General features: G+C 63.6%; 19 protein-coding genes. 11 read left to right on the top strand and 8 right to left on the bottom strand.

Annotation, left to right across the window (positions count from 1 at the left end):
• The first annotated feature begins 20 nt into the window (after positions 1–20).
• The 5 genes from P7228_RS04920 (at position 21) to P7228_RS04900 (ending at position 5,536) form a co-directional block, all read left to right on the top strand.
• The gene (locus P7228_RS04920; RefSeq protein WP_278017100.1) at positions 21–2,072 is read left to right on the top strand and encodes a toll/interleukin-1 receptor domain-containing protein; all 2,052 of its coding nucleotides are present in this window, start codon (positions 21–23) and stop codon (positions 2,070–2,072) included.
• 76 nt (positions 2,073–2,148) lie between these two features.
• Complete coding sequence (locus P7228_RS04915) at positions 2,149–2,493, top strand: hypothetical protein (RefSeq protein ID WP_278017099.1); 345 nt, start codon at positions 2,149–2,151, stop codon at positions 2,491–2,493.
• Between the two features lie 89 nt (positions 2,494–2,582).
• The gene (locus P7228_RS04910) at positions 2,583–2,924 is read left to right on the top strand and encodes a hypothetical protein (RefSeq protein WP_278017098.1); all 342 of its coding nucleotides are present in this window, start codon (positions 2,583–2,585) and stop codon (positions 2,922–2,924) included.
• 104 nt (positions 2,925–3,028) lie between these two features.
• Positions 3,029–4,603: a glutamine-hydrolyzing GMP synthase gene (gene guaA, locus P7228_RS04905; RefSeq protein ID WP_278017097.1), complete on the top strand. Its 1,575-nt coding sequence runs from the start codon at positions 3,029–3,031 to the stop codon at positions 4,601–4,603.
• A 69-nt stretch (positions 4,604–4,672) separates the two neighbouring features.
• Positions 4,673–5,536: a hypothetical protein gene (locus P7228_RS04900; protein ID WP_278017096.1), complete on the top strand. Its 864-nt coding sequence runs from the start codon at positions 4,673–4,675 to the stop codon at positions 5,534–5,536.
• A 19-nt stretch (positions 5,537–5,555) separates the two neighbouring features.
• Here the strand turns inward: P7228_RS04900 and P7228_RS04895 are convergent, their stop codons facing one another.
• On the bottom strand, positions 5,556–6,518 hold the full coding sequence (locus P7228_RS04895; protein ID WP_278017095.1) for an oxidoreductase: 963 nt from the start codon (positions 6,516–6,518) through the stop codon (positions 5,556–5,558).
• 88 nt (positions 6,519–6,606) lie between these two features.
• Between P7228_RS04895 and P7228_RS04890 the strand changes: the two genes are divergently transcribed.
• Complete coding sequence (locus tag P7228_RS04890) at positions 6,607–7,212, top strand: YceI family protein (RefSeq protein WP_278017094.1); 606 nt, start codon at positions 6,607–6,609, stop codon at positions 7,210–7,212.
• Between the two features lie 11 nt (positions 7,213–7,223).
• Here the strand turns inward: P7228_RS04890 and P7228_RS04885 are convergent, their stop codons facing one another.
• The 4 genes from P7228_RS04885 to P7228_RS04870 all read right to left on the bottom strand — a co-directional run bounded on the left by P7228_RS04885 (position 7,224) and on the right by P7228_RS04870 (position 11,462).
• Complete coding sequence (locus P7228_RS04885; protein WP_278017093.1) at positions 7,224–7,856, bottom strand: TetR/AcrR family transcriptional regulator; 633 nt, start codon at positions 7,854–7,856, stop codon at positions 7,224–7,226.
• Complete coding sequence (locus tag P7228_RS04880; protein WP_278017092.1) at positions 7,856–9,106, bottom strand: cytochrome P450; 1,251 nt, start codon at positions 9,104–9,106, stop codon at positions 7,856–7,858. Before P7228_RS04880 ends, P7228_RS04885 begins: the two co-directional genes overlap by 1 nt.
• Before the next feature lie 71 nt (positions 9,107–9,177).
• Complete coding sequence (locus tag P7228_RS04875; RefSeq protein WP_278017091.1) at positions 9,178–10,428, bottom strand: cytochrome P450; 1,251 nt, start codon at positions 10,426–10,428, stop codon at positions 9,178–9,180.
• Positions 10,429–10,457: 29 nt separating this feature from the next.
• The gene (locus P7228_RS04870) at positions 10,458–11,462 is read right to left on the bottom strand and encodes a DUF3047 domain-containing protein (protein ID WP_278017090.1); all 1,005 of its coding nucleotides are present in this window, start codon (positions 11,460–11,462) and stop codon (positions 10,458–10,460) included.
• Positions 11,463–11,580: 118 nt separating this feature from the next.
• On the opposite strand from P7228_RS04870, the gene P7228_RS04865 reads away from it, so the two are divergent.
• On the top strand, positions 11,581–12,282 hold the full coding sequence (locus tag P7228_RS04865) for an endonuclease III domain-containing protein (protein ID WP_278017089.1): 702 nt from the start codon (positions 11,581–11,583) through the stop codon (positions 12,280–12,282).
• On the opposite strand, the gene P7228_RS04860 is transcribed toward P7228_RS04865, so the two are convergent.
• The gene (locus tag P7228_RS04860; RefSeq protein ID WP_278017088.1) at positions 12,279–12,863 is read right to left on the bottom strand and encodes a TetR/AcrR family transcriptional regulator; all 585 of its coding nucleotides are present in this window, start codon (positions 12,861–12,863) and stop codon (positions 12,279–12,281) included. The genes P7228_RS04865 and P7228_RS04860 overlap by 4 nt on opposite strands.
• Positions 12,864–12,917: 54 nt before the next feature.
• On the opposite strand from P7228_RS04860, the gene P7228_RS04855 reads away from it, so the two are divergent.
• The 4 genes from P7228_RS04855 (at position 12,918) to P7228_RS04840 (ending at position 15,521) form a co-directional block, all read left to right on the top strand.
• The gene (locus P7228_RS04855; protein WP_278017087.1) at positions 12,918–13,637 is read left to right on the top strand and encodes a type II CAAX endopeptidase family protein; all 720 of its coding nucleotides are present in this window, start codon (positions 12,918–12,920) and stop codon (positions 13,635–13,637) included.
• Between the two features lie 142 nt (positions 13,638–13,779).
• Positions 13,780–14,187 carry a DUF1330 domain-containing protein gene (locus tag P7228_RS04850; RefSeq protein WP_278017086.1) on the top strand — a complete coding sequence of 136 codons (408 nt, stop codon included), beginning with the start codon at positions 13,780–13,782 and terminating at the stop codon, positions 14,185–14,187.
• A gap of 13 nt (positions 14,188–14,200) precedes the next feature.
• Complete coding sequence (locus P7228_RS04845; RefSeq protein WP_278017085.1) at positions 14,201–15,175, top strand: NAD(P)H-dependent flavin oxidoreductase; 975 nt, start codon at positions 14,201–14,203, stop codon at positions 15,173–15,175.
• A gap of 151 nt (positions 15,176–15,326) precedes the next feature.
• Positions 15,327–15,521, top strand: coding sequence for a hypothetical protein (locus P7228_RS04840; protein WP_278017084.1), 195 nt, complete (start codon positions 15,327–15,329; stop codon positions 15,519–15,521).
• Here P7228_RS04840 and P7228_RS04835 read toward each other — a convergent pair.
• Positions 15,511–16,062, bottom strand: coding sequence for a DUF924 family protein (locus tag P7228_RS04835; protein WP_278017083.1), 552 nt, complete (start codon positions 16,060–16,062; stop codon positions 15,511–15,513). The two genes, P7228_RS04840 and P7228_RS04835, sit on opposite strands and share 11 nt — an antisense overlap.
• Positions 16,063–16,070: 8 nt before the next feature.
• The gene (locus P7228_RS04830; RefSeq protein WP_278017082.1) at positions 16,071–16,508 is read right to left on the bottom strand and encodes a hypothetical protein; all 438 of its coding nucleotides are present in this window, start codon (positions 16,506–16,508) and stop codon (positions 16,071–16,073) included.
• Positions 16,509–16,529: the final 21 nt, after the last annotated feature.

Raw genomic sequence — 16,529 nt, 5'->3', positions numbered from 1 at the left:
TTTCGGGTGGGGAGCACTAATTGGCCGATCGTCAGTACAAGGCATTCATCAGCTATTCGCATCGCGACAAGGCGATTGCGAGCTGGCTCCACCGCGCGCTCGAAACCTATCGTTTCCCTAAAGGCAAAAACGGCGCCGAGCCGCCCGAACGGCTGCATCCGATCTTCAAGGACCGCGAAGAATTGCCCGCCGCGGACAGCCTGGGGGAGGCGATCGACAAAGCGATCGAACACAGCGATGCGCTGATCGTGCTGTGTTCCCCGGATTCGGCGAACTCGCCCTGGATCGCCAAGGAGGTCGACGCCTACAAGCGCCTCAACGGCGACCGCAATGTCTTCCCGGTGATCGTCGCCGGCGAACCGCCCGCCAACTTCCCCGCGCCACTGCTGGTCCATTACGAGAATGGCGAACCGACCGATCGCGAGGCCGAGCCGATTGCCGCCGACCTCAGGCCCGAGGCTGATGGCAAGAAACTCGCCAAGCTCAAGCTGGTAGCCGGGCTCGCCGGGGTCGATCTCGACACGCTGGTGCAGCGCGACGCCGCGCGGCGGCAGCGCCGCATGGCGGCGGTCGCGGCGGCCTCGCTGGTAGGCATGGTCGGGACCTCGGGGCTGGCGCTCTACGCGATCGACCAGCGCAACGAGGCACGCGAGCAGCGAGCCGAAGCCGACGGACTGATCGAATACATGCTGACCGACCTGCGCGAGCAGCTCGAGCCGGTCGGGCGGCTCGAGGTGCTCGACGGGGTCGGCAAGCGCGCGATGGCCTATTATACGCGGCAGAAGCTCGAGGATTTGTCGGCCACCGAATTGGGACGGCGGGTGCGTGCCGTGCAACTCGTGGCAGAAGTGCAGAACCTACGCGGCAACAACCAGGAGGCACTGCCCGCCTTCGAACAGGCAGCGCGCACCACCGCGGAACTGCTGGCGCGCCGGCCTGACGACCCCGTACGCATGTACAACCACGGGCAGAGCCTGTTCTGGGTTGGCTATATTGCCTGGCAGCACGGCAAGATGGGTGAAGCACGCGAGGCGATGGAGGCCTATGCCGACATCTCGACGCGGCTCGCGGCGATGGATCGCTCCAACCTCGAGTGGCAAATGGAGGAGTCCTATTCGCTGAGCAACCTCGGCACGATGGATTTCGAGGAAGGCAAGCTGAGCAGCGCGCTTGATTATTTCGAGCGAAGCTTGGTCGCGGTCGACAAGGTTTCACAAGCTGAAGGTCGCCCTGTTTCGCGCCAGGTCGAACTGGGCGAAAGTCATTCGTGGGTTTCGACCACACTCCTCAACCTGGGACGGATCAAGGAGTCGTCCGAAGTGCGACGCGCCGAGCTCGCAATCTACGCTCCCCTGGAGCAAGCCGATCCGGCAAACAGTAATATTGCCTTCGCGCAGGTCTCAGCGAAAGCAGCGATGGGGTTCCTGCTGATGCAAAGCGGCAAGAACGCCGAAGCAAGGCAGTTCCTCGACGATGCCATTGCTGGCGGCGAAAAGCTGATCGCAGCCGATCCCGCCAATACATTCCCGCGCGAATTGATCCGACCTGCCCTTCGCGAGCGCGCCTTGCTGGCCTGGAATGAAAGAGATGCGGCGCTCTCCGCTCGCCTCTATGACCGACTGGAACAGATGCTCAGGGAATTGCAGCGCAAGGACCCCGACAACTACGAATGGAATATCGAGAACTCGGCGCAGGTCGATATCTACCGAGTATTGAGCGATCCCATGTCCGGCCCGCCTGATGGCCTCATACGGATGGCGTCACAATGGCGCGCGCGGCTGAACCCGAATGACCTCGACAGCCGTTGGATGCTCGTCGCGCTCGACCTGATCGATGGGCTTGCTCACGAACGCTCGGGCAAGCATTCCGAGGCCCGCGAGGCATTCCGTCGGGCGCTAGGTCAGCCGCAAGCCAAGGGCGAACGTGTCAGCATCGAGGGAATTGCCCTGCGCGCGGTTGCAGCCGAGCGGATCGGGGAACGCGAGCAAGCGCGGACCCTTCGTCAGCGCTTGAAGGAACTGGGTGTCGATCCACCGATCGATGACGCCATCACGAGGAGATCGAGAAACTAGCAGCTCGAGGAATTCCGGCCCTGTCGGATCGCGTAGCAATGGCATCGGATAGTCCGGGCCAGACAGGAGAGAAGCAATGACGACAGCAACGACCACAGGAGTGGGCGCGGTCACGATCAAGATCGATGACCAGAAGAAGAAGACCTATGTCCCAGACGAGGTGACGCCGGATTCAAACAACAACATCGTGATGACCCTGGAATCCGAAGGCAGCAAGCAGTGGGTGTTCAAGGATCCGCCGATCACGATCAACAATCCCGCCGACTTCAGCTGGTCTCCCGCAGATGGCGGGGGCACAGTTCTAACCGTCACCGACACCAACGCCGACAAGTCGCGCGTTCCGCAGCACAACTACACCGTACACGTGAAGAACAATGCGGGCGAAGAAATGGATATCGATCCGAAGATTGTGGACCGTTAGGCCCAGTCATCGCGGATCGAGTTTCAATGCCCTGTTGATTGGCGATCTCCTGGGTAGAGACATGAACGCCATCTAGGAGAGGACTTCTCATGCCTGAAGGACAAGTACTGATCGAGATCGACTTCAACAACAAGGTCACCGCGACACCTGAGGACGTGACGCCTGATGCCAGCAACAATATTGAATTCACGCTGGTTGACGACAGCAACGGCTACGGCTGGGTGTTCGATGAGCGAAACCCGATCACGATCGTCAATCCGGCTGACTTTACCGTCACCCGGGTCGCGAACGGGTTGTTGAGGGTCTACGACAATGAGAACGACAGCAGCGACAGATCCAAGCCTCCGAAGACGCACAAGTACACTCTGAACTTCTCAAGCACGACAAGACAGGCGCGGCTTAGCTTCGATCCGAAGATTATCGATCGGTAATCGAGCAATCAGGGAAACTTGATCGGCCCGGGCGAGCGCATTCGCCCGGGCCAAACTTCCGCTCCTCGCTAGACAGTCTCATGCCCTGACACTAACGCGCGCGCATGGACGACGCGCACCTTCCCGATTCCATCCTCATCGTCGATTTCGGCAGCCAGGTTACCCAGCTCATCGCACGCCGCGTGCGCGAGGCCGGGGTCTATTGCGAGATCGCACCCTTTTCCCTGGCTGAAGCGGCGTTCCATCGCCTCAAGCCCAAGGGGATCATCCTCTCCGGCTCGCCCGCCAGCGTGCCCGACGAAGGTAGCCCGCGGGCACCCGACATGCTGTTCGAGGCCGGCCTGCCGATCCTCGGCATCTGCTATGGCCAGCAGGTGATGAGCCACCAGCTGGGCGGCGAGGTCCGCCCGGGTCACGAAACCGGCGAAGGTGGAGAATTCGGCCGCGCCTATCTCACCGTGACGAGGGATTGCGCGCTGTTCGACGGCCTCTGGAAAGAGGGCGAGCGCCACCAGGTCTGGATGAGCCATGGCGACAAGGTCACCCAGTTCGCGCCCGGCTTCGAGATCGTCGCCATTTCCGATGGAGCTCCCTTCGCGGTGATCGCGGACGAGGGCCGCAAGTTCTACGGCACGCAGTTCCACCCGGAGGTGGTCCACACGCCCGACGGCGGCAAGCTGATCGCCAATTTCGTGCGCCATGTCTGCGGCCTCGCCGGCGACTGGACCATGGCCGCTTATCGCGAAACGAAAGTGCGCGAAATCCGCGAGCAGGTGGGTGACGGAAAGGTCATCTGCGGGTTGTCGGGCGGGGTCGACAGCTCGGTCGCGGCGATCCTCATCCACGAGGCGATCGGCGAGCAGCTGACATGCGTCTTCGTCGACCACGGCCTGCTGCGGCTGAATGAACGCGAGCAGGTCGAGACCATGTTCCGCGACCATTACAACATCCCTCTGGTTGTCGTGGACGCCGAAGAGATGTTCATGAGCGGCCTCGAAGGCGTCACCGACCCCGAGGCGAAGCGCAAGTTCATCGGCAAGACCTTCATCGACGTGTTCGAGGAAGAGGCGCGCAAGATCGGCGGTGCGGACTTCCTCGCGCAGGGTACGCTCTATCCAGACGTGATCGAAAGCGTCAGTTTCACCGGCGGGCCGTCCGTCACGATCAAGAGCCACCACAATGTCGGCGGCCTGCCCGAGCGCATGAACATGCAGCTGGTCGAGCCCTTGCGCGAATTGTTCAAGGACGAGGTGCGCGAACTGGGCCGCGAGCTGGGCCTGCCCGACATGTTCGTCGGCCGCCACCCTTTCCCCGGACCCGGCCTTGCGATCCGCATTCCGGGCGAGGTGACCAAGGAGCGCTGCGACATATTGCGCAAGGCCGATGCGATCTATCTCGACGAGATCCGCAAGGCGGGTCTCTACGACGCGATCTGGCAGGCCTTTGCCGTGCTGCTTCCGGTGAAGACCGTCGGCGTCATGGGCGACTATCGCACTTATGACAGTGTCTGCGGCTTGCGCGCGGTGACGAGCACCGACGGCATGACGGCGGATGTCTATCCATTCGACGCGGGCTTCCTGACCGGCGTCGCCACCCGCATCGTCAACGAGGTGCAGGGCATCAACCGCGTGGTTTATGACTACACGTCAAAGCCGCCCGGGACGATCGAATGGGAATGAATAGGTAGGCACAGACCTTCGCTGAGGCCCCTGCTTGCGGTACTTCCGGGAACGACCGGGAGAATCGCCGTGCAATCCAAAGCCCTGAAATCTCTGCCCTTCGCCATGCTCGCCCTGCTGCTAGCATCGTGCGCGACCACGAACAGCCCGCGGCTGGTCGAGGACTGTGCGGCAGCGGACAAGATCGGCCTGTTCGATCCCTCCCGCGACTTGCTCATCGCCAATTACGACTCCAAGCCCGATGTCGACGACCTGCAGGCAGTCGCCGGGCTCGGCTCGGTGCTCAAGCATCCGGCCTATTCCTGCGTCGATTTCATCGCCACGCATGGCGCCTATGGCATGCAGACCGGCAAGTTCCTGCCCGCGGCCGAACTCTTCACCCTGGCCTTCGGCGACCGCTGGCTCGATGCCCACGCCGATCGCGAAGCGACGGTGGCGCAACTGGCGCACCGGATGGGCGAGACGATTTCGGCTGGCGGCAAGGTATGGGTGGCCGAGGCCGGCCAGTCGGACGTCACCGCCGCCGCGGTCGAACGGTTGCCCAAGGATATGTGGACCAGGGTCCATGTCGTGCAGCACAGCTATTGGAACGAGAGCATGACAGCCAAGGAGGCGATGCAGACCGTCGTCTACAACACGCGCTATCACCGGATCCAGGACGGCAACTTCCCCGACAATGGCTCGCCCGCCTTCAACACGAAGGATGGATCGCACTGGCCTGTGCTCCTGGCCGATCCTGAAGTCGGCCCGATCTGGGCCGAGGCCAAGCGGCTGTCGGACCTGCACAATCCCGTAGCCGAGTACGTCAACCCGGCCGTCTCCGCCGGAGGAATGGATTTCTCGGATACGGTCGAGATCGCCTATATCTTCGGCTTCGACGACATGGAGGGAGTGGGCGATTTCGTCGCGCGCTTCGCCGCAAACCAGCGATAGAGTGCAGTTGGCGAGGTCTTCAGACCGAGAAGCTGACCCCCGTCAGTTCTTCCGATTTCGACCATAGCCCCTCGGCCAGCGCCCCGTCGCGGACGTGCGGATGGACCCCTCCGAATGGGACGTCTTCGGCTGCGGGGGCTGCGATATTGCAGTTCTCGCAATAAACGCCGCCCATCCCCTCGAGCAGCGGTGAGACCGCGCACCAGACGGTGGTCGAGGCGCCTTCCTCCGTCGACTTAAAGGCCTGGTTGACGTTGCCCTCCTCGTCGTACCAGCCCATCGCGCGCTGTTCGTCCATCGTCAGGTGACGTTGCAGCGGGGTGGCGATACCGCCTGGATGGACGGCGAAGGCGCGCACGCCATGCGGCTCGCCAAGCTTGTCGAGCTGGAGCGCGAACAGCGCGTTGGCGCTCTTGGCCTGGCCGTAGGCGGGCCATTTCTCATACTCGCGCCGTTCCCAATTGGGGTCGTCGAGATCGAGGCCGTTGAGGCGGTGCCCGATCGAGGACAGCGCGACCACGCGCGCTCCGCCGCCTGCCTTGAGCAGCGGCCACAGCCGTGCAGTCAGCTGGAAGTGGCCGAGGTGGTTGGCGGCAAACTGCGCCTCGTATCCGCGCGCATCGCGCATCAGCGGCGAGGCCATGATCGCAGCGTTGTTGATGAGGATATCGATCGTCTCGTGCTCTGCCGCGACGCTTTCCGCAAAGGCGTCGATCGAAGCCGGGTCGAGCAGGTCGAGCGGCAGGATCGCGATATCGCCCGCCATCCCGTCCAGCACCTCATGCGCCTGCTCGGGCCGCCGCGCGCCGACGATCACATTGGCTCCGGCCCCGGCGAGCGCGCGCACGGTCTCGGTGCCGATCCCCGAATAACCGCCGGTCACGACCACGGTCTTGCCGGACAGGTCAATGCCATCGACCACCTCCTTGGCGGTGGAACGGTAGCCGAAAGGCGAGTCGAGTGGGGTCTGTGCGCTGGTCATGTGCCAAGCTTAGCAGCACTTGTAGCTTTGGCGAATGACGCGCATGAGTGTCGCCGTATCGTCACGTCAACGCATGGAGGTTGCCCCAATGAATCCGGTCATCAGAACCACGGCAGCAGCGAGCCTGTTCACCATGGCGGCCTGTTCGCAGCCAGCGCCGGCCCCGCTTGTAGAGGGTGACTGGAGCCTCGACAATTCCGCGAGCAGCCTCTCCTTCGTGTCGGTCAAGGCGGGCGATATCGGCGAGGTGCACGGCTTCAAACAGATGGAAGGCGCGGTCTCGCGCGACGGCAAGGCCAAGGTCACCATCGACCTCGCTTCGGTCGATACGGGGATCGAGATCCGTGACGGGCGCATGCGCGAGTTCCTGTTCGATACCGGCGCCTATCCCGAGGCCACGATCAGCGCCCAGGTCGATCCGGCGGCGTTCTCCACGATGGCGGTGGGCGCAAGCACGATCCAGCCGATCACGGCAACGATCGATCTGCGCGGTGCGACCAGCGAGGTCGAGACCGAGGTCAATGTCTTGCGGGCCGGGGAGGACCGGGTGGTCGTCTCCAGCGCGCGTCCGATTATCCTCGATGCCGACGCGTTGGGCCTGTCGGAGGGCGTCGGCAAGCTCCAGGAACTGGCCGGACTGCCTGCGATCAGCGCGGCGGTGCCGGTGACCTTTTCGCTCACCTTCGAGCGATAGCGGCCGGCGCGTCAGGCGGCCTTTTTCACCCGCCGTTCGATCCGCTCCACGGCCTTGCGCAGCGTTTCCGCCGCGCCGCTGTCGAGCCGGTGTTCGAACAGGGTGAGGTGCTGCAGCAGGGTCTTCCTCACCGCGCCTTCGGGTTCGCCGCGCTCGCTGAAATGCTCCAGCCCGTAACGCAGGACGATCGTCGCATTGGCGGCCAGGTCGCCCAGGCGATCTGTCGGCCAGTCGAGCAGGTTGCAGTCCACCATCGCGCGCAGGTATTGCTCGATGCTGTCCTGCGAACGTTGCAACCAGCCCGGCACATTCGCTGCCATCACTTCGACATGTTCGTCATGGTGCGGGCTGTCGCGATAGAGGAAGCGGTACTCGCGCTGTTCGTCCATCAGCGCTTCCAGCCAGGTGGCATAGGACTGGGCCGGTTCGTCCGGGTCGAGCGGCATCGCCATGCGCCGCTCGATATGTTCGCCGATCTCTTCGGTGATCGCTGCGAGAAGGTCGCGCTTGGTCTTGAAGTGGTACCACAGATTGCCCTCGGCAATGCCGCAGGCCTTGGCCAACGCGGCGGTGGTCACCGCGCTGTAGCCCAGTTCGTTGAACAGGTTCCGCGCTGTCGCAATGATCCGGTCGCGGGTCTTCATCAGTAGCGCGACAGTTCCACCGGCAGTTTCTTGAACCCGTGGACGAAGCAGGCGGGGACGCGTTCGGGCTCGCCCACCACATTGACGCGCAGCCGCCGTTTCGCCAGCTCCTCGAGCAGGGTGATCAGTTGCAGTTCGGCGACGCGCGCACCGACGCAGCGGTGAATGCCGTAGCCGAAGGCGAGGTGGCGGCGGGCGTTCTCGCGGTCGACCTGGATCGAGTCCGGATCGTCGAACACCTCCTCGTCGCGATTGGCCGAAATGTACCACAGCGCGACCCGGTCGCCCTTCTTCATTTGCGGGCCGAACATGTCGGTATCTTCCATCACCATGCGCCGCATGTGCGACAGCGGGGTCTGCCAGCGAATGATCTCCTGCACCGCATTGGGGATCAGCTCGGGATTGGCTTCCAGCTTGGCGCGTTCCTCGGGGAACTGGCTCAGCCCAAAGGCATAGCCCGACATGGTGTTGCGCGTGGTATCGTTGCCGCCGACGATCAGGAGGATGAGATTGCCGATGAACTCTTCCTCGCTCATGTGGTTCATTGCGTCCGACTGGATCATCACGCTGACCAGGTCCTTGCCCGGATTGGCGATCCTCTGCTGCCAGAGCGCAGCGAAGGCCATGCCCATTTCCTGCAACTTGTCATTGCGCGTGGACATCATTCCGGGCGTCCGGAACATCTCGATGTCGCCGCCATAATCGGACCATTCGGTCAGCTTGTGTCGCTCTTCCCACGGATAATCGAATAGCTTGGCAAGCTGGCCGGTGGTAAGCTCGATCGAGACCTTCTCGACCCAGTCGAACGTCTCGCCGACCGAGAGCGAGTCGAGCACCTCGCCGGTGCGCTGGCGGCATTCCTCCTTCATCGCGGCGACCTCGCTCGGGCCGAAGCTGGGCGCGACCGTGCGGCGCTGCGCCGTATGCTCGGGCGGGTCCATGGCGATGAACATCGGCTGGCGAATTTCGTCGGGCAGCAGGACATCCGATTCCGCCGCCAGCGTGATCCCGCCATAGCGCCAATCGGACGAGAACAGCTTGGGCAGCGCCTCGATCTGGAGGATCTGCTTGTGGGTGGAGACCGACCAGAAGGCACCGAATTTCGATTCTGGCACCCATTGGATCGGCGCGTGCTGGCGCAACTGCCGGAACGGCTCCTGCCAACGGTCCTCGGCATAAAGCTCTGCACGTGTGACATCGATCGGATCGATCTCCGATTCCTTCACGCGATCGACTGCGGCGGTTGCCATAACGAATCCTCCCTTCCCAGAATTAGGGTAATTACCCTAAAGCCGTGCAACGGGCAAGAGGCATCGCCGGGTCAGTAGCGCGACAGCTCGACCGGCATGCTCTTGTAGCCATGGACGAAGCAGGCATGGACGCGGGTTGGCTCCTCGAGCACGTTCACCCGCAGGCGGCGCTTGGCCATTTCCTCCAGCAGCACCACCAGCTGCAGTTCGGCCACGCGCGCGCCGACGCAGCGATGGACGCCGTAGCCGAACGAGAGGTGGCGGCGGGCGTTGGGGCGGTCGAGCTGGATCGCCTCGCCATCGTCGAACACGTCCTCGTCGCGATTGGCCGAAAGATACCACATGGCAATCTTGTCGCCGCGGCGCATCTCGGGGCCGAACATGTCGGTATCCTCGGCCACCGTTCGCCGCATGTGCGCGAGTGGCGTCTGCCAGCGAATGATTTCCTGCACCGCGTTGGGGATCAGCTCGGGATTGGTTTCGAGCTTGCGGCGCTGTTCAGGGTACTGCTCCAGCCCATAGGCGAAACCCGACATGGTGTTGCGGGTCGTGTCGTTGCCGCCGACGATCAGCAGGATGATGTTTCCGGCGAACTCGTCATCGTCCATGTGATCCATCGCATCGGACTGGATCATCACGCTGATCAAATCCTTGCCCGGGTTCACGACCCGTTGCTTCCACAGGTCGGCGAAGGCCGCGCCCATTTCCGCCAGGGCGGAATTGCGGACGGCGAGCCCATCAGAAGTACGCTGAAGCTCGATGTCGGCCCCGAGGTCCGACCAGCGCGTGAGCTTCGCACGCTCCTCCCAGGGAAAATCGAACAGCTTGGCGAGCATGCCGGTGGTGAGCTCGATCGAGACCTTCTCGACCCAATCGAACGCTTCCCCGATAGGCAGCGCGTCGAGCACGGCGGCGGTGCGCTCACGCACTTCCGCCGCCATTTCGGCCACCTCGCTCGGCCCGAAGCTCGGCGCCACCGTGCGGCGGCGCAAGGTGTGGTCGGGCGGATCGAGCGCAATAAAGGCCGGCCGGCGGACCTCGCCCTCGAGGTGCCTGAAGGCATCGAGCGCAATGTTGATCCCGCCATATTCGAAGCTGGAGGAAAACAGCTTGGGCAGAGCCTCCATGTGGACGATCGGCTTGTAGGTGGAGACCGACCAGTGCGGACCGAAATGCGATTCGGGCACCCACTGGATCGGAGCATGCTGGCGCAACTGCCGGAACGGCTCTTGCCAGCGATCGCCCGAATAGAGCGCCGGGTCGGTCATATCGATCGGATCGATCTCGGACGGCTTGACCTTCACCGCTTCTGCCTGGACCATGGTTGCGTTTCTCCGTTCGAGTTGGTGCGTCAGGCGACGCGGATGTTGCGGAAGCGTGCGTGCGCAGACTGGCGCTGGAACACGCTGTTGGCGATCAGCCACACGCGCACCACGCGCGCGGGCACAGGCTCGCCCAGAGCTTCGCGATAGTCGGCGGCGATCAGTCGCTTCTCATTGTGCCACTGCCCGAGTCCGGTGGGGCCGCTGCGCAGCACCCAATGCGTCTCCCAGTCACACCACCAGTCGAGCGGGCAACGAAATATGTGTCCCTCGTCCAGCCCTGCGCTCCACATGTAGGTCAGGTCGCGACCGTTCTCGAACTCGACCGCGATGCTGAGATAATCGTGGGTGAAGGCGAGATCCTCGGGCAGCGCCGAGGGCAGGCTCTCGACCAGCCAGTCCCATTCGAGCAGGGTGTTGCCGGTCAGCGGGATGTCGACATCGCGCTGGAGGATTCCGACCGAGGCATCGAGCGAGACCTCGACGTCGTCGCGTTCGCCGGTGAAGACCTGCGCCTCGCCGATCCGCCACAGATAGTTCCAGTCGGCAGGAACGCCGGTTCCGTCGCACTGCGCTTCTGTGCGCGCGGTGCGAACGCTGAAACCGGGCCGCATCGCCGGGCGCTTGCCGGGAAGGAGCGTGCCATTCCGGTCGGCAAATTCCGACAGCCCCTTGCTGAGGATTTCGACCTCTCCGTTGGTCCAGGCTTCAAACACCCAGTCGGCAGCGGCAATCCGGCGGACCGGGCCGACGCCACCGATCCTGACGAACAAGGCTGCTTGCGGCTCGAAAACCAGCCCCAGCCCCTTCGCCAGCCAGCCATGGCCGCGCGCAGAGATCTGGAACCGGTCGCCCCTTGCCACGGACAGGCCGCAGGGGGTCCAGTCGGATTCCGATCCATCGATCAGCAGCGGGCCTGCCGGATCGGGAGCAGGCAGGCCAGCCGCCAGTTGCGGCAGGCGCGCCCGCTGTTGCTGCACGAACCGGAGGAAGGTGCCGGCGCGTCGCAGGATCGATCGCTTGGTTTCCGGCATGGTCGCGTCTTCCCTCCCTCGAATCCGCGACCTGATGGGAGTGTGCCTGCAAACCCGCCCCAGGAAAAGGGCGCATTGGTATTGCACGGCAGTACTCCCGCGCATTACCCGCAGCAGCATGCAACTGCCCCTAGACCCCGATCAGCGCACCGATATCCTGCGCAGGATGCAGGCGTCGCTGATCGAACGCTTCGGGCGTATCGTACGCCCGCCCGCCAAGCGGCGCGCGCCAGAGTGGGTGCTGGTTCACGGAGTGATCGGTGCGCGCGCCAAGACGCGCGTATCGAACGAGAGCACCGACGGCCTGCTCGCCGAGTTCGGAAGCTGGGAGGCGGTCGCGGCTCAACCGGTCGATCTGCTAGAGGCGCGCCTCCAGCGGCAGACCTTCCCCGGGCAATCTGCCCATCGGCTCAAGGACTGCCTGCAGGCGATCATCGCGAAACGCGGGGCCGTGGACCTCTCGCATCTCGCCGCGATGGAGACGCCTGAGGCAATGCAATGGCTCGAACAATTGCCGGGCGTTGCCCGCAAGATCAGCGCCGGGGTGATGAATGCATCGCTGTTCGATCGCCGGGCGATGGTGATCGATGGCCATCACCGCCGGATCATGCAGCGCATGGGGATCGTGCCTGCCAAAGCCGATACCGCGCGCACCTATGATGCGCTGATGCCAATCGTGCCGGGGGAATGGAACGCTGCCGACATGGACGAGCACCACCTGCTGCTCAAGAAGCTGGGCCAGACACATTGCCGTCCACGCGCCCCGGATTGTGGCGGCTGCCCGGTGCGGCAGGACTGCGCGACGGGCAGGGGCGGCTAGGGCGATTCTTCGAGCAGGGCCCGCGCATGCTCGGCCCAGCTGTCGACGAAATGGTCCGGATCGAGGCTTTCGATCGTGATCCCTTCGCGGATCTTGGTCGCCAAGAAGAGGATCGGGCCGAACGCGAGCATGGTCAGATTGGCCAGTTCGCTCTGCTCGAGCTGGGCTGCACGCGGCTTGGTGGCGACCCAGTCGCAGAGCATTGCAAAAAGCCGCTCGTTCGCCGCGATCTCGCCCTCCCTCAGTTCGGGTATCTTGCGCAGTTCCTCGATCAGGCGGTGGCGTTCGCGCTGGCGATGCGCAGCCTCGAGATACAATCGGGCATAGAGCACCAGCTCGCTGCGCAGATCGGGCAGCGGCAGGAAGCGCGTCGGATCGAAATCCTCGTCGCGCTCGACAATGCGTTCCCGGGCCACCGCGATGGCCAGGGCCTGCTTGCTCTCGAAATGGCGGTAGAACCCCCCGGTGCGCGGCGCGAGACCTGCCTGCCTCTCGAGCGCCGCGATGCTGGTTGCCGCAAAGCCCCTTGAAGCGAACAGCTCTTCAGCAGCATCGATCAGGCGTTCGCGGGTGGGATTCATCGGATGCATCGAGCGTTTGACAATAACAGTGTTATTGCCTGTAATACGATCGTTATGCAAGTCGATTCGACCCGTGATCCCGTCGACGCAAGACGCGAACAGGCCTGGCGGGAGATCCTGTCCGTCATCGCGGTGGGGGTGTTGCTCTTGCTCGCGGAGATCGCCCTTCGTAAGACTTCCCTGGTCGCATTGCCGCCCGAATTCCGCTCGCTTCCTGCATTGCTGAGCTGCGCGACCTACGCGCTGTGGCTTGCCGCGAAACGCGGGGACGCCGCCGACGCGCTGGGCCTGCGAAAACCGAAGCGCTGGGGGAGAATGATCGGTGCCGCGCTGGCGATCCTCGTGACATTCATTCTGGCCCAGAATGCCCTTGCGCTTCTTGGAGCGCGGATGGGCATTCCGGCGCCCGATTTCACCGGCTACAGTTATCTCCAGGGCAATTGGGCGCTCGCGCTCGCCACCTGGCTCCTGCTGATCGTCACCGCCGCCTTGCCCGAGGAGCTGCTCTATCGCGGGTTCCTGCTCGGCCGCTTGACCGAGGCTCTGGGACATGGGCGGTGGGCGGTCGTCCTCGCGGTGTTCGGCCAGGCGATCATTTTCGGGCTGACCCATTTCCAATGGGGCGTGGGCGGCACCATCATGACGACGGCAATGGGCGTGGTCTGGGGCGCGGGCTATGTCCTCGCCGGACGAAATTTGTGGGCCGTGATCATCGCGCACAGCCTCGCCCACCTGCTCCTTGTCATGCAATTGGCGGCGACTCCCGCCTCCTAGCAAGACCTCCTGGCAAGCTCTCAAACGGCGCAGCCTTCCGTTGCGTCACGGTTGCGCGCGCGCCCGATTTCCGACAGCCCTAGGGGGAATCGCGGCGAATCGCCCGCCATCGGTGGCGACAAGGGGGAGAATGGCGATGCAGATGGAAAACGCGAAGCAACCGACACCTGAACAGTTCGCATCCTTCTTCGGTGAGGAGGAAAGCGGCGCCTTCACCATGATCAACCTCCTCAAATTTCGCGAGAAAGCGCAATACGACGACGGCAGCGATGCCGAGCTGTCCGGGCGCGAGGCCTATCTGCGCTATGGCATGGCAGTTCAGGCCTGCCTCGCAGCGGTCGGGGCGCGCTCGATCTATTCCGGCGCCGTCACCGGGTTGATGATCGGCGAGGTTGACGAGCTGTGGGACATGGTCGCGCTGGCCGAATATCCCTCGCTCGCCGCCTTCCAGCAGATGATCGCCCTGCCCGAATACCAGGCCGCCCATCGCCATCGCGAAGCGGGACTCGCCGGTCAGCTCAACATCAAGACGCGGTCGCTCGCAGGATAACAGGAGAACCCACATGAAAACCGCCATCACCGAAATGTTCGGTATCGAGCATCCCATCATCCAGGGCGGAATGCACTTCGTCGGCTTTGCGGAAATGGCTGCAGCGGTCTCCAATGCGGGCGGGCTGGGCATCATCACCGGGCTGACGCAGGGGACGCCCGAGAAGCTCGCCAACGAGATCGCGCGGTGCCGCGACATGACCGACAAGCCGTTCGGCGTGAACCTCACCTTCCTGCCAACGGTCAACGCGCCCGATTATCCGGGGCTGGTCAAGGCGATCATCGATGGCGGGGTCAAGGCGGTCGAGACCGCGGGCAACAACCCGCAGCAGGTGCTGCCCTATTTCAAGGATGCCGGGATCAAGGTGATCCACAAATGCACCAGCGTGCGCCATGCGCTCAAGGCGCAATCGATCGGCTGCGACGCGGTCAGCGTCGACGGGTTCGAATGCGGCGGCCACCCGGGCGAGGATGACGTGCCCAACTTCATCCTGCTGCCGCGCGCCGCGGACGAGCTCGAAATCCCCTTCGTCTCCTCGGGTGGTATGGCCGACGGGCGCAGCCTCGTGGCGAGCCTCGCAATGGGCGCGGAGGGCATGAACATGGGCACGCGCTTCATCGCCACCAAGGAAGCGCCGGTGCACGAGAACGTGAAGAGGGCGATCGTCGCTGCTTCCGAACTCGACACCCGCCTCGTCATGCGTCCGCTGCGCAATACCGAGCGGGTGATGACCAATGATGCGGTCGAGGAACTGCTGCGGATCGAAAAGGAGAAAGGCGCCGACCTCAAGTTCGAGGATATCATCGAACAGGTCGCCGGCGTCTATCCGCGGATCATGATGGAAGGCGATATGGATGCCGGTGCCTGGTCCTGCGGCATGGTGGCAGGCCTCATCAACGACATCCCGACCTGCAAGGAACTGATCGACCGGATCATGGGCGAAGCCGAGGCGATCCTTTCCCGGATGAACCGGATGCAGGCCGGCTGACGATCTTCCATCAACATAGGTAACAGCACTGATTGTCCGGCGCTCCCTGCTGGCTAGCTTGACCTCACCGGCGTCTTGGACGGGGCCGGTTCAAACTTCTGGATCAAGTCAGGACGCCGCGCCTTCACGGCCCGGCCAAGGAGGGATGTGTATGTTCGTTCAGTGGATGGACGGGGGTTCGGCCTGCGCGTCGCAGGATGTCGAACAGCCGTTGATTCTGAAACGGCGCTCGGAGAATGGGATCGAAGTGACGGATGCCGACGCAATCGATCCGCTGTCGGAAGATGTCTTGCGCCGCTATCGCAGCTATGCCGCAGAGCTCGCCGTGATCGCTGCTACCAGCTGAAGCCTTCGTCGATCGCGCGCTGTTCCTCGGGCGTTGTCTCGCGCCCCAGCAACTCGTTGCGGTGGGGAAAGCGCCCGAAGCGCGCGATCATCTCGTGATGTTTGCGCGCGAAGGACAGATTGCCGGGCAGGTGTTCGGCAAAATAGGCGAGGCTGGCCTCCTGGTCGGCCAGCTCCTCGCTGTGCATCAGCGGCATGGCGACGAACTGGCGCTCCGAATTGGGGAGGCCTTCGTCCCAACCACGCGCGATCACCGCGTGGGCGAGCATGCGCGCGAGCGGATCGTAGGCGAAGGCGCGGGCGCTGTCGCGGTAGAGATTACGCGGAACCTGGTCGAACAGGAGAATCGCGGCGCGGGCGGTTAGGGGGTCGGCGAGGAAGGAATCGACCGGCTGGGCGGCCTGCTCATCGAGCACGGATTCAAAGCGGGCGCTCAGCAAGCGATCGACCTGCTCGCCGCCGCGAAACCAGTCGTCAGGCCCCAGTTCCTCGAACCAGGTTTCGAGCAGGTTCTGCGCCCATTGCGGGCAAGCCGCGACCACGAAGCGGCTCAGCTGTCGCCTGATTTTTCCTTGTCGACGCGGGTGTAGGGAACGAAATTGTCGAGGAAGACGGCGCCGGAGAAGAACCCGGTAGAGCGATCGACCGTGGTGACATTGTCCAGGCGGCAAAGCTGCGATCCCCAGCGGCGGATCACGAGCACGTCATCATCGTCGAGATCCTCCGGATATCGCGTCGTGTTGACCCAGATGGTCTTGCCGCGGCCATAGACGAGCGCAGTGCCATCGATCACGCGCAGGCTCTGGTTGCCGAAGGTGCTGATGCAGCTTTCCGGCTCGCCCGCGACCCGGCCTTCGAGCAGCTTGGCAAGCTTCTTGTCGCCCTTGCTCAGTTCTTGATCGGCGGGTTGGTCGGCCAGCGCAGATCCAGCTCCCAGGGTCATCGCGCAGGCGGCGGTGAGGGCTGCAAATTTCGCGAATCTCGTCATGACTGCCTCCATGGAATGGCA

The organism is Altererythrobacter sp. CAU 1644 (genome assembly GCF_029623755.1).
GTDB classification, from domain to species: domain Bacteria; phylum Pseudomonadota; class Alphaproteobacteria; order Sphingomonadales; family Sphingomonadaceae; genus Erythrobacter; species Erythrobacter arenosus.
Note: the sequence above shows the minus strand (reverse complement) of the source record. Positions and strands in the feature narration are given on the sequence as shown.

Excerpts from the sequence above, each read along its gene's own strand:
- P7228_RS04915 (WP_278017099.1), top strand. The coding sequence starts at position 2,149 with ATGACGACAGCAACGACCACAGGAGTGGGCGCGGTCACGATCAAGATC.
- P7228_RS04910 (WP_278017098.1), top strand. The coding sequence starts at position 2,583 with ATGCCTGAAGGACAAGTACTGATCGAGATCGACTTCAACAACAAGGTC.
- guaA (WP_278017097.1), top strand. The coding sequence starts at position 3,029 with ATGGACGACGCGCACCTTCCCGATTCCATCCTCATCGTCGATTTCGGC.
- P7228_RS04895 (WP_278017095.1), bottom strand. The coding sequence starts at position 6,518 with ATGACCAGCGCACAGACCCCACTCGACTCGCCTTTCGGCTACCGTTCC.
- P7228_RS04890 (WP_278017094.1), top strand. The coding sequence starts at position 6,607 with ATGAATCCGGTCATCAGAACCACGGCAGCAGCGAGCCTGTTCACCATG.
- P7228_RS04885 (WP_278017093.1), bottom strand. The coding sequence starts at position 7,856 with ATGAAGACCCGCGACCGGATCATTGCGACAGCGCGGAACCTGTTCAAC.
- P7228_RS04880 (WP_278017092.1), bottom strand. The coding sequence starts at position 9,106 with ATGGCAACCGCCGCAGTCGATCGCGTGAAGGAATCGGAGATCGATCCG.
- P7228_RS04875 (WP_278017091.1), bottom strand. The coding sequence starts at position 10,428 with ATGGTCCAGGCAGAAGCGGTGAAGGTCAAGCCGTCCGAGATCGATCCG.
- P7228_RS04870 (WP_278017090.1), bottom strand. The coding sequence starts at position 11,462 with ATGCCGGAAACCAAGCGATCGATCCTGCGACGCGCCGGCACCTTCCTC.
- P7228_RS04865 (WP_278017089.1), top strand. The coding sequence starts at position 11,581 with ATGCAACTGCCCCTAGACCCCGATCAGCGCACCGATATCCTGCGCAGG.
- P7228_RS04860 (WP_278017088.1), bottom strand. The coding sequence starts at position 12,863 with ATGAATCCCACCCGCGAACGCCTGATCGATGCTGCTGAAGAGCTGTTC.
- P7228_RS04855 (WP_278017087.1), top strand. The coding sequence starts at position 12,918 with ATGCAAGTCGATTCGACCCGTGATCCCGTCGACGCAAGACGCGAACAG.
- P7228_RS04850 (WP_278017086.1), top strand. The coding sequence starts at position 13,780 with ATGGAAAACGCGAAGCAACCGACACCTGAACAGTTCGCATCCTTCTTC.
- P7228_RS04845 (WP_278017085.1), top strand. The coding sequence starts at position 14,201 with ATGAAAACCGCCATCACCGAAATGTTCGGTATCGAGCATCCCATCATC.
- P7228_RS04840 (WP_278017084.1), top strand. The coding sequence starts at position 15,327 with ATGTTCGTTCAGTGGATGGACGGGGGTTCGGCCTGCGCGTCGCAGGAT.
- P7228_RS04830 (WP_278017082.1), bottom strand. The coding sequence starts at position 16,508 with ATGACGAGATTCGCGAAATTTGCAGCCCTCACCGCCGCCTGCGCGATG.